Below are 11901 nucleotides of genomic sequence, written 5' to 3'. Positions count from 1 at the left end.
AATACTAATTCTCGTATAATTTAGCCTGAAGTAAATTATACGTACATAGCTAAACCTATAAATACAATAGCCGCCTCTACATAACATAAAGGCGGCTATTTCAGTAGCCCCGACGAGAATCGAACTCATATCTAAAGTTTAGGAAACTTCTATTCTATCCGTTGAACTACAGGGCCAGTAATTTGGAAATGCAAATGTGCAAATTTTACATGAGCCCCGCAATTACCCTTTAAATTTTTAAACGGCTATTTATCTACTGCCCTCGTGGTTTTTATCAGCAACGGCCGCCGCGCCGCCTATAAGGGCTGCCGCGCCAACCACCGTCATGGTTTTGGCATATCCCGTAGCTTTTGAGGTTACAAAATAATAGCCTCGTTTTTGTTCAAAGCCCGCGAAATTTGTGGGCGACATAAGCGTGGTAAACGTTTTAGATACATAAAAACTTTGCTGATATACTACCGGGCTGGTCTGGCTACCATCAACCGTATAAAAGGTTAAATAGCTTTTAAAGGCCAGCGGAGAATTAACCTGCTCAAAGTACGCGGTGTTTACTTTAGTAAAGCCGTTAGGATCGTAGCCACTATGCAGCATACGCACTTTCTTATAAGCGCTATCAGGCACCGGCAAAAAGCCATTGGCCAGGCGCACGGTAGCCATCGTACTTTGCGTATGCGGCGGCAAAAATGTTGTTGATTGTGGCAGGCTGGCTACGGCATTGATATTACCCGACGTATACGACGGCGTACCGGTAACCGGCGTACTAAATGCTTTATAAGTATTGGTTTGAGCGGCGACGTTGCCGTTGATATTTATTTTATCAGGCGTGTAACTGATAGCTTCATTACCCACAATTACCGCCGACTTTTGCCAGTCTACATACTGCGGCTTATCCAGCTTGTTATATACGGTAACTTGTACCGGGGCATCGCTGCCGTAAAAGGAATAAGATATTTTTACAGAATCGTTCTCAAACTCAAAATCGCCCGATTCCTGGTTTTGGCGCGAATTGGTACTACTGATCACGTTTACCTGGTAACGGCTGCAGGAAGCCAACGCGATAGTAAAAAGTAATACAGCGGGGAGTAAAAGCTTTTTCATTATGAAATAGGTTAAAGTTTTTGTTTAAAGCTATGACTTTAACCCTTAGCTTAAGTTTAACGCTATATTACTTTTTTGCAGAAAAAATCTATCGGATAACCGATCCGTTCGGCATGGCGCCTGTAGGCGATACAAAACATAGCTTACCTTCGGCATTCTCGGCCATCAGGATCATCCCCTGCGACATAATACCTTTTATTTCGCGAGGCTCCAGGTTAACTAATATGCTCACCTGCTGCCCAATGATCGCTTCCGGCTCGTAGTGCTCGGCAATGCCCGATACTACGGTGCGCTGGTCTATACCGGTATCAATAGTGAGCTTTAACAGTTTTTTGGTTTTGGCCACCTTTTCGGCGGTAAGGATAGTACCCGTGCGGATATCCATACCCGAAAAATCATCAAAACTGATATTAGCCTTGGCCGGAGCAACCGGTGCCAGCTTAGGCGCCGCGGCTGCAGCAGCTTTTTTGTCTGCCAGTTTTTGCACCTGCTTTTCTATGGCCTCATCCTCAATTTTCTCAAACAGTAACGAGGAGGCATTCAATTGGTGGCCGTTGGCAAAGGTAATTTCTTCATCAAACGCTACCGGGGCAACGTTAAGCATACCAAAAATCTTTTCGGCGGTGCGCGGCAGAAATGGCTGCAGGCAGGTAGCTAGATGGCCTATCAATACCAGGCTGTTGTGCAGGGCATTTTTAGCCGCTGCTGCATCGGTTTTAATGGATTTCCAGGGCTCCTGTTCAGTTAAATAACGGTTACCCAAACGGGCCATATCCATTACATTCTGTAAGGCCTGGCGGAAACGGTAACTTTCGAGGTTTTTGCCCAACTCATCGTAGTACCGGCCAACCTCCGCGTTCAGTTCGCTATCGGTAAATGTTATATTGCCACCTTCGCTTTCTACCTTGCCGTCAAAAAACTTATGCATCAGTATCATTACCCGGTTAACATAGTTGCCTAATATGGCTACCAATTCGTTATTTACGCGGGCTTGGTAATCCTTCCAGGTAAACTCGCTGTCGGCCGTTTCAGGTAATATAGAGGTAAGCACATAGCGCAGTTCATCCTGCTTACCCGGAAATTCTTCCAGGTACTCGTGCAGCCATACCGCATGGTTACGCGAGGTAGAGAGTTTATCGCCCTCCAGGTTCAGGAACTCGTTCGCCGGCACATTTTGCGGCAACACGTATTCGCCATGCGCCTTCAATATCGCCGGGAAGATGATACAGTGGAACACAATGTTATCCTTACCTATGAAATGGATGAGGCAGGTATCATCGGCATCATCCGCCTGTTTTTTCCAGTACTGCTGCCAGTCCTTCTGGTTATCAATAGCCCATTGCTTGGTAGCAGAGATATAGCCTATAGGCGCGTCCATCCAAACATATAGCTTTTTGCCTTTAGCTTCTTCAAGCGGCACGTCAATCCCCCAGTCGAGGTCGCGGGTCATGGAGCGGGGTTGCAAACCCGATTTGAGCCATGAGCGGCACTGCCCAAACACGTTTACCTTCCACTCCCCTTCTTTCTCGTCTATCCATTTTTCGAGCCAGGGCTGATATTTGTCTAACGGCAGGTACCAGTGTTTGGTAGGCTTTAATACAGGTGCTTTTCCGCTTAAGGTAGATACCGGGTTGATGAGGTCGGTAGGGTTGAGTGATGTTCCGCAGTTTTCGCACTGATCGCCATAAGCGCGGTCGTTGCTGCAAACGGGGCAGGTACCGGTAATGTAACGATCAGCCAGGAACTGGTCAAAGTCTTCATCATAGTATTGCTCCGAGAACTTTTCTACAAACTCGCCCTTCTCGTACAGGTTCAGGAAAAACTCCTGCGACAGATCGTGATGGATAGCCGATGACGTGCGGTGGTAAATATCGAACGACACACCAAACTCCTCAAAGCTATCCTTTATTTGCTTATGGTATTTATCAATAATAGCCTGTGGTGTTGTCCCCTCTTTTTTGGCTTTTATGGTAATGGCGGCACCATGCTCATCAGAGCCGCAAATGTATACTACGTCTTTCTTCAGCACCCGCAGGTAGCGCACAAAAATATCGGCAGGGAGGTAGGCGCCGGCCAGGTGACCTATATGCAAAGGCCCGTTGGCATAAGGCAGCGCGGATGTAATGGTAAAGCGTTTATATTTGTTAAGTTGCGACATTAATGCGGATGTTTATTAATTTGCAAAGATAAATCTTTTAAGTCAGAAAGTCCGGAAAGACGGGAAGTCTGTAAGACCGGATGACAGAATATGCTTTTTTGATCTTATCCTAATCTTACGGACTTATGCCGACTAACGGATTGCCGACCATTATACCCCCATATTTAAAAAAAGGCGACAAGGTAGCCATTACCTGCCCGGCTAAAAAGTTGCCCATCCCCATGACGGATGCCGCACAACTCCTTACCAGCTGGGGCCTTGAGGTGGTACTCGGCGATACTGTAAACGCGTCCTATCACCAGTTTGCAGGGGATGACGCTTTCAGGACCGCAGATCTGCAACGTTTTATTGACGATGACAGCATAAAGGCCATCATTTGCGCACGCGGTGGTTATGGCACCATCCGCATGGTTGACCTGGTCAACTTCGGCGGGTTAACGGACAAGCCCAAATGGCTCATCGGCTTTAGTGACATTACGCTGCTGCACGCGCATATCATTAGCAACTATGGTATCGCTTGCATACACGGGCAAATGCCCCTCAACATTCCCGATGCTTCCAAATACTCGCTGGAAACCCTCAGGATGGCCTTATTTGGTGAGGAGTTAAGATACACGTTGCCGGCAAACACCTGTAACCGCCAGGGCAAAGCCAACGGCATATTGGTTGGTGGCAACCTGTCGTTAATGGTAGCTATATCCGGCTCGGCGAGCGATGTGGATTACACAGGTAAAATACTATTCCTGGAAGATGTTGGCGAGTACCTATACGCGGTTGACCGTATGCTGCGCTGCCTTAAAAGAGCGGGTAAGCTGGAGCATTTAGCTGGGTTCATCATCGGCGGGTTTACTGATTTGAAAGATAACGACATCCCCTTCGGGCAAACGCTCCCCGAAATAGTGATGGATATAGTAAAAGACTATCATTACCCGGTGTGCTTTGATTTCCCAGCCGGGCATATTTCCAATAACTGCAGTTTAATATTGGGGCAATCCGTATATTTAGATGTGCAGGAAAACCAAACGATCATTAATTACTAAACCATATACCATGGCATACCTAAGCAAATTAAACCAGTATAAAGATTTTGGCTTACTTATTACCCGTGTTGGCCTCGGCGCCATGTTTATCTATCATGGCTACCCTAAACTGATGGGCGGCCCTCATTTATGGGGCGAGATAGGCTCGGCAACCAAATATGTGGGCATTACCTTTGCGCCGGTATTCTGGGGTTTTATGGCAGCCATTGTTGAAGCGCTCGGTGGCTTTTTATTAATTGTAGGGTTAGTCTTTCGCCCGGTATGTTTGCTACTCATCATTAACATGATCGTAGCGGCAGCCAGCCACCTCGGCAGCGGCGACGGCCTCATGGGCGCCTCTCACGCTATTGACGACGCGCTCATATTTGCGGGTTTATTGTTTATTGGCCCGGGAAGATATAGTGTGGATAAAAAATAGGCTAAATTTCTTTAGCCTATTTTTTTAATTACCTTCTATTTTCGCAACCAGCTCGTCAACATAAGCATCATCTATCTTATTCGATGACGGCATATATTTATTTAATTGATCATCGGTTAATCCAAATGCTTCTTTAAGGGCTTTCTTCTTTAAATTAAGCTTTAGAGGCGCGGCTCCGTCCTTTACAAGAAAATAGGTGTCATCCTCCTGGTATTCATCATAATTGTTACCGGTTGAAGCAATACCATTTGTTTGGAAAGTAGCTTTAACAAACTTAACATACATTTTCTTATATACTTTATACTTTTTACCGTCGGCAACCACCATAACAAAATGTGAATTGTCTATAGAGGGTACATAAGCAAAAGCGTATTGCTTACCGGCATTATCAAATAATACGATCTTTTTGTACTCGTCTTTGGCAATTTTGCTTACATTATTTTTGTCTGTAGTATAAACCATATCACCATCCAGCATATCATAATTGAAGTAATAGCCGGCATCGCTTAGTACAGAATCCTGTTTATCTACAACATAGCCCCTCAGCCAATTTTCTGATACAAACCGCTTACCCTTTACCTCTTTTGACTGTGTACTGATAACGCCGGCGAAACGTGTTGTCGCTGCATCTTTGTGTACACTAAAAATGCCTTTGTCAGAACCTGCTGAGGCTTTAGGCAAGGCAGATGCATCTATATCGAGCGTAATGTTACCTTGGTTTGCAGGTACAGTTTTAACCACCTGGTTATTTACGCTCACCTGCAATTTAGAAGAGGGGTCGGCCTTAATGGAGAAAGCTCCGGTAGAATCAGCATAAACAGCATTGGTACTTCCTATTGATCTTACAAAGGCGTAGGGCACACCTTGGCTTTGTTTATCAACGATATTACCTTTTACTAATACTGACTTTTGAGCAGCAGCTGATAAAGAAATTAACAAGCCCGAAAAAAGAATGATAGATGTTTTCATAGTGTGATAATTTTAGTATTTAGACAAAAAAGCCGCCTCATAGTTTAATTACGAGGCGGCTTATTTAATTATTTAAGTTAATTATTTACTGTTTCTTCAATACCTGCGTAATGGTACGCGGAGCTGCAGTGTTGTAGTAATAAGTCAGCGTGAATGTTTTGGTTGCTGGGTCATACTTGTTAACACCACCCGGAGTTAACGTAACACTTGGCTGAGCATTACTTGACAGAGAAACTGAATTATCAGCGTTAACTGTAATTTTCAGATCTGAACGTAAGTCGGCCAAAGCACCACCGGTAATTGAAGTAGCACCTGCTGTAGACATAGTTACAGTGTAGTTGAAAGGGAACGGACCTAAAGTTGGGTGAACCCTTGTACCTGTACTGGTGTAAACACCGTCATACTGGTTCTTTACCGAAACGCCGTAAACGATGGTGTTGTAATTACTGATTTTTTTGCCGCTGGCATCAGTAATGATCAATGGCAGGGCATAATTACCAGATGGGTCTATCTTACTGCTGTTGATAGTAACATTTAATATACCAATACGTTGATTGGCAGGTACAGTTACTTTAGCAGGTAAAGAATAAGCGGCAGCTGGCAGCAAAGTATAAGTTGTACCATTCGCTGTATTAAAAGCATCCAGCGCGGCTTGATTCTGAACACCCACAGTAACATCTAATGCAGATGTTAACGGAGCAGGAGAAGCAACATTTACCGCTACCTGCAGGTTGCTTGGGTTATTGCTGATATCAAAAGCTGCGGACTGTAATACTCCCGCGTTAGCGGCCAGAGGAAACTCAACCAATGGCTCATTTTTGCTGAAATCAATATATCTGCTGTCTTTTAAACATGAGCTAAGGCCTAAGAGAGCCGTTACCCCGAGCATGATATATGATTTGATTTTAAGATTTCTTTTCATGTCAATGTATAATTAATTGCTTTTCTTGGCCCAGAATATTTGTGATGAAAAAATATCGATCTTTCCTTGAGTGGCTACCTGGTTAGCATTTTGAGAATATTCAGATTGTGGATAGTATACACGATTAGGTATAGTTGTACCTAAAGCTTTAGGATCCACAGAACGAGGAACACCGGTAGGATAACCTGTTCTTTTAAACTCATAGAATGCTTCGCTTCTTTCATAACCTGTAACAGCGATGTACTTTTGAGTGATGATAGCCTTCACTTTATCATCTAAGGTGCCTGCTACAGGATAAGCAACCGATGCCTGAGTGTAGTATGCTGTTGCTAACGCAGTTGCATTCGCCACGCCGAAGTTTACATAAGAAGCGGTTATCGCCTTGTTGTAAAGCGTTGCGGCATCACCGGTAATGTAACCACGTGCCGCGGCTTCTGCTTGTAAGAACAATGATTGTGCCGACGATAATATAATTGCGTCCATTGTAGGAGACTTAAGCAAGCCCGGGCCGATGCCGCTTGTATTTGGATTTGGAGCAGCTGTAGAAGAACCAAAAACAATACCAGTGTAAGTGTTGCCTGATGCATCAGAAGTGATCGGCGCGTATATGCGTGATAACCTGTCGTCGTTTAATGATTTTAACAGGTTAACTTCAAAAGCGTTGGCTCTCCAATAGTCATTTGAGCCACCTATCAGGTTACCATTTTGGTCAAAACCGTAAACTCTCCAGAAAGGGCTGGCCTGGCCACCGAAAGCGTCGCTATTGGTGTAACCCGGGTTTAAAGAAGCCTGGAAAGTATCATCAATGTAACCTTCGCCTGCTGTAGCAGCTAAAGCAGCTTTCGCCGTACCACCATCTAAATTACTTTGGCGGATGGCCAGACGTAATTTTAAGGTGTTCGCGAATTTTTTCCATTTGGTCATGTCGCCTTTGAACATGATGTCTGAACTGCCCGGATCAGTTGCCGAGCCGCTCGCGTTGATCAGTTTTATAGCATCATCCAATTTGGTTACCAAATCCTTGTAGATATCGGCACCGTTGTCATATTTAGGGAAAAGTACGTCGGGTGCTTTAAATGCGTCTGTGTAAGGCACGTTGTTGTAGCTATCCACCAATTGCTGGAAATCGTACACCTTCATGATCATACCTATAGCCTGGAATTTGGCCAATGAGGCATCGGCTGTGCCAAATTTAACCAGGTTGTTAAAGTTGGTAGCATTCTGATATAAGTTGCTCCATGTTTGGTAAGCGGTATTATCAAAGTTGTATTGCTGTAACGGTACACTTGGTACATAGTTACCGCTTGGCGCCCATTGACCTGCCCAGGTTGCATACGCGTTATACTGGCCGCTCGTGATAGCGATATCCGCAGCTGTTTTTAGTGCTCCGGCCAAAGTAAACTGGGGGGTTGTTGATGACGGCGAGTTCGGGTTCGTTTCCAAACTTAGGAAGTCCTTTTTACACGCGGTTAACCCGAGCGTTAAAAGAGCTATGGTAATTATATTCTTTTTCATTGTCGTCTGTTAATTAAAATGTTACTTTAAGGTCTGCACCATAAATACGTGTAGCAGGGGTTTGGGCCGCACTGGTAGTACCTACGCCATTACCGCTGGTATCAGCAAACTCTGGGTCGGTCCATGGGTTGCTTTTTGGTTTCCATAAAGCAAGGTTACGGCCGGTTAACGCAAAATTTAAGCCTTTAATAAAGCCTGTGCGTTTGATAAACTGGCTAAGATCGAAGTTTAATGATACCTCACGAAGTTTCCAGAATGCCGCGCTTGACACCAGCGGAGAGTTAGCGGTGTTGTACGGTGAGCTCTGCCAGAAACCGTAGTTACCATCCTGTATTGATACTGAAGTGTTTGGCGTATACACAGGGTTGGCAGCAGTACCAGTGTTAATAACTGAATTAGGGAAGATAAAACGTGAACGACCGGCAGAAGCGGATACATATGATGAACCACCGAAGTTCATGGTGCTACCTACCTGGTTATAGATCACGTAACCACCTCTGTATTCAGCAACCGCGTTTAAGGTCACAAATTTGTAACTCCATGCAGAGGTTACGCCTAAGATATATTTAGGTGTTGTTCTGCCGAAATCAATAGGAGCCTGGTTTGTAGATGGTAAGCCTGTTTTGGCATCTACAATCACACGTCCTTGTGGGTCACGGTTAAGATCGGTACCTCTCAATAACGGGAATGGCTGGCCAACTTTTGCAGATACAGAAGCAGTACCAAAAGTAAGTACGTCAAAAGTATTTACACCAGGGATCAGAGAGATAACTTTTGAATCGTTGATAGAGAAGTTACCACCCAATCTCCAGCCAAAGTTGTTGGCGGCTTTAGTTAAAATGTCGCCGTTTGCCTCGAACTCAAAACCTGATGATTGTACCTCACCTACGTTAAGTAATGAAAAGTTATAACCGGTAGCCGCGGATGTTTGAACCCTAAGGGTTTGGTTTTTACTATTTTGTTTATAGTAAGTAGCGTTTACATTTAAACGGCTGTTGAATAACGCCGCTTCAAAACCTGTTTCAATTTCAGTGATCTGCTCAGGTTTCAAATCCGGACTATAGTTAGTGGTACCAGCAGATAAGCCTCCTAAAGAACCGTAAGGGAAACCAGAGGTAACACCGTAGATGTTATTGATTTGGTAAGACCCGATAGAGATATTACCTACACGGCTTAATGATCCGTAAAGTTTCAAGTAATTCAACACCTTGTTGTCTTTCATGAATGAGAACGCGTCTGTTGGTACAAATGAAAGTTTACCAGATGGGTAGTAGAAAGAACGATTTTTAGATGGCAGCCTTGAGTCGCGGTCATTTCTTAAAGTACCTTCAAAAAACGCGTAGTTTTTGTAACCGATGTTCAGGTCAGCAAAGAATGCGATCTGGCGGATTTTTGATTCAGACTCGCTTGCTGTAGGTATACCACCAATAAACGCTACGTTATAAACATCAGGTACTAACAAGCTGTTGCTTGAGGTTGTTTGAGTTTTATAACGTTGCTGCCATACGGTATTACCTAATAATAAGCTTGTTTTAAAATCATTGAAGAAGGTGTGGTGCAAGTTAACAGTCGCATCGCCCTGTAACCTTGCATAACCACCCGGATATCCGTTTAAGGTGCCGTCACCAAACTGATAAACGTCCTCTACCTGACCAGGAGCTAATAAAGTATTTTTAAATGAGGCCTGTACACTGCTCGCTCCGTAAGGGTCACTTACGCCGTAAGGTGTAAAAGTAACCTGTTTACGGGTAAAACGACGCTGGTTGATACCAAAATTGTATGACACGTGATAAGCCAGATCCATCCACTTGGTTGGCGTTAAACTTAACTTCAGATTTGACAAGAATACATCTCTTGAAGTATTGTATCTTGAGTTATCCACAATCCAATAAGGATTGATCGCGTAAGCGTCGTAAAAGTCGCTCGGATTTGAGAAAGTACCGCTATTTGAGTTCCTGAACTGTTTAATATCAAGGAACGCAGGCCACTGCATTAAGTTTGTATACAGTATTGATCCGTTATAACCTGTACCATAAGTACTAACATCAGTTTTAGTATAGCTTACAGAGTAATCGGCTTTAAACATACCCAAAGTTCTTGCACCGCGTGAACTTACGCTGGTACGCAGGTTCTTATCATTCGGAACTACGCCTTTAGAGTATACGTTCTGTGCAGAAAGGTAAAAAGAGTTGTTGGCATCTCCCTGCTGCACCGAAACCTCGTTCTGCTCAACAATACCTGTATTGAAGAATGATTCGATAGGGTTTTTCTTAAGTGCTTTGTAAGGAACAACCAGGGTTGGGCCGGTAGCGCTACCCGCAGGGTAACCTACCTGTACTTTGGTGTTACCTGTTGGGTCATAAGCTGGTCCGTACAACTGGTTCTCGTAAGGCACATACAAAGCGCCGCCGGTTAGAGGATCGATGTATGGATCGCCCTCACCACCATACATACCATAAGTATTCTGGAATTTAGGGAAGAAACCTACCTGCTGAAGCTGGAAAGAGTTGTTGTAGCTAATAACGGGTTTACCGTTGCTTGCACCTCTTTTGGTGGTAATCAATACCGCACCGTTTGATGCCTCAGAACCGTAGATAGCTGCCGCACCGGCACCTTTCAGTATTTGGGTTTCAGCAATGTCATCAGGGTTAATAGAGTTAATAGCACCGTAAGGAGCAGGAATACCGTCAATAACGATCAACGCATTGTTGTTACCCGCAATTGAACGGTTACCACGCAGTTTGATAGTTACGTTAGGGTCAATACTGTTATCAACAGTTTGGATAGCCAAACCCGCAACCTTAGCAGTTAAACCGTTTGCAAAGTTGGTTACGTTAGTTTGGTTAATATCCTTTCCACTTACGTTGGTAGTGGCAAAGGCTGTTTCCCTTTTTGCCTTTTTAATACCCAGCGCGCCGGTAACCAACACCTCGCCTATCTGGTTTACAGAAGGCTCAAGCGTAACATTCACCACGCTACTGCCGCCTACTTTAATTTCCTGTGCATTGTAGCCAATAAATGAAACCACGAGAGTGGAATTGGCCGGAACACTTAATGAATACTTTCCGGACGGAGAGGTCTGAGTACCAATTGTGGTACCTTTAACCTTCACAGTAACACCTGGAATCGGAAGACCGTCATCCTTCGCTACTACTGTACCGGTAATCGTACGATTTTGTGCATAAACCTGCGTTACAAACAACGACAGGAAACACAAACTTACTAGTAGAAGTTTTTTCATGTTTGTTAATAATAAGATCAGTTAATAGTTAATTAATCATAAAAGTAATGTTCAGTTATCAATAAATCAAATTAAAAAGTGAAAAAAGAAGCTTTTTCATAAAAATTTTAAAAAAAGTAAAAATATTTAGTACTATGTATTGCATAATACATTCCAAAGCATATATCTTTGTATTATGATTGTTGAAAACACACAAACCCAAATGAGGAAGGGCATACTGGAGTATTGCATCCTTTCTATTATAGCTAAGGGTGAGATATATGCGTCAGATATTATTGCTGAATTAAAGAAAGCCCGGCTACTGGTAGTAGAGGGAACGCTTTACCCCCTGCTTACCCGACTGAAGAATAATGGACTGCTTGCCTACAACTGGGTAGAGTCTACATCCGGGCCGCCACGCAAGTATTATGTACTTTCTGACGAAGGTCGAAAAGTGCTTGAACAGCTCGACAGCACCTGGCAGGAACTTGCCTTTGCCGTGCAAACATCCATAGGCAACCGCAATAACACCAATAACCAATAATCTCACATCACTATCAT

General features: G+C 44.0%; 9 protein-coding genes and 1 tRNA gene. 3 read left to right on the top strand and 7 right to left on the bottom strand.

Going from position 1 to position 11901, the window contains the following annotated elements:
• Window positions 1-104: 104 nt before the first annotated feature.
• The 3 genes from CKK33_RS04950 to metG all read right to left on the bottom strand — a co-directional run bounded on the left by CKK33_RS04950 (window position 105) and on the right by metG (window position 3256).
• Window positions 105-176, bottom strand: a tRNA-Arg gene (locus tag CKK33_RS04950).
• 73 nt (window positions 177-249) lie between these two features.
• The gene (locus CKK33_RS04945; protein WP_095703039.1) at window positions 250-1098 is read right to left on the bottom strand and encodes a hypothetical protein; all 849 of its coding nucleotides are present in this window, start codon (window positions 1096-1098) and stop codon (window positions 250-252) included.
• Window positions 1099-1186: 88 nt separating this feature from the next.
• A complete protein-coding gene (metG, locus tag CKK33_RS04940; protein ID WP_095703038.1) occupies window positions 1187-3256 on the bottom strand; it encodes a methionine--tRNA ligase in 2070 nt (689 codons plus the stop codon).
• A 125-nt stretch (window positions 3257-3381) separates the two neighbouring features.
• Between metG and CKK33_RS04935 the strand changes: the two genes are divergently transcribed.
• Window positions 3382-4296, top strand: coding sequence for an LD-carboxypeptidase (locus CKK33_RS04935; protein ID WP_095703037.1), 915 nt, complete (start codon window positions 3382-3384; stop codon window positions 4294-4296).
• 10 nt (window positions 4297-4306) lie between these two features.
• Window positions 4307-4714: a DoxX family protein gene (locus tag CKK33_RS04930; RefSeq protein ID WP_095705754.1), complete on the top strand. Its 408-nt coding sequence runs from the start codon at window positions 4307-4309 to the stop codon at window positions 4712-4714.
• Between the two features lie 24 nt (window positions 4715-4738).
• Here the strand turns inward: CKK33_RS04930 and CKK33_RS04925 are convergent, their stop codons facing one another.
• The 4 genes from CKK33_RS04925 to CKK33_RS04910 form a co-directional block, all read right to left on the bottom strand.
• Window positions 4739-5683 (bottom strand): hypothetical protein, encoded by a 945-nt coding sequence (locus CKK33_RS04925; RefSeq protein WP_095703036.1) that lies wholly within the window; start codon window positions 5681-5683, stop codon window positions 4739-4741.
• A gap of 85 nt (window positions 5684-5768) precedes the next feature.
• Window positions 5769-6605, bottom strand: coding sequence for a BT_3987 domain-containing protein (locus tag CKK33_RS04920; RefSeq protein WP_095703035.1), 837 nt, complete (start codon window positions 6603-6605; stop codon window positions 5769-5771).
• A 12-nt stretch (window positions 6606-6617) separates the two neighbouring features.
• Window positions 6618-8120 (bottom strand): SusD/RagB family nutrient-binding outer membrane lipoprotein, encoded by a 1503-nt coding sequence (locus CKK33_RS04915; RefSeq protein ID WP_095703034.1) that lies wholly within the window; start codon window positions 8118-8120, stop codon window positions 6618-6620.
• A 13-nt stretch (window positions 8121-8133) separates the two neighbouring features.
• On the bottom strand, window positions 8134-11361 hold the full coding sequence (locus CKK33_RS04910) for a SusC/RagA family TonB-linked outer membrane protein (protein WP_095703033.1): 3228 nt from the start codon (window positions 11359-11361) through the stop codon (window positions 8134-8136).
• A gap of 175 nt (window positions 11362-11536) precedes the next feature.
• On the opposite strand from CKK33_RS04910, the gene CKK33_RS04905 reads away from it, so the two are divergent.
• A complete protein-coding gene (locus CKK33_RS04905) occupies window positions 11537-11884 on the top strand; it encodes a PadR family transcriptional regulator (protein WP_095703032.1) in 348 nt (115 codons plus the stop codon).
• Window positions 11885-11901: the final 17 nt, after the last annotated feature.

This window comes from Mucilaginibacter sp. MD40 (assembly GCF_002288635.1).
In the GTDB taxonomy this organism is placed as follows: domain Bacteria; phylum Bacteroidota; class Bacteroidia; order Sphingobacteriales; family Sphingobacteriaceae; genus Mucilaginibacter.
This window is presented reverse-complemented; position numbering and strand designations above follow the sequence as displayed.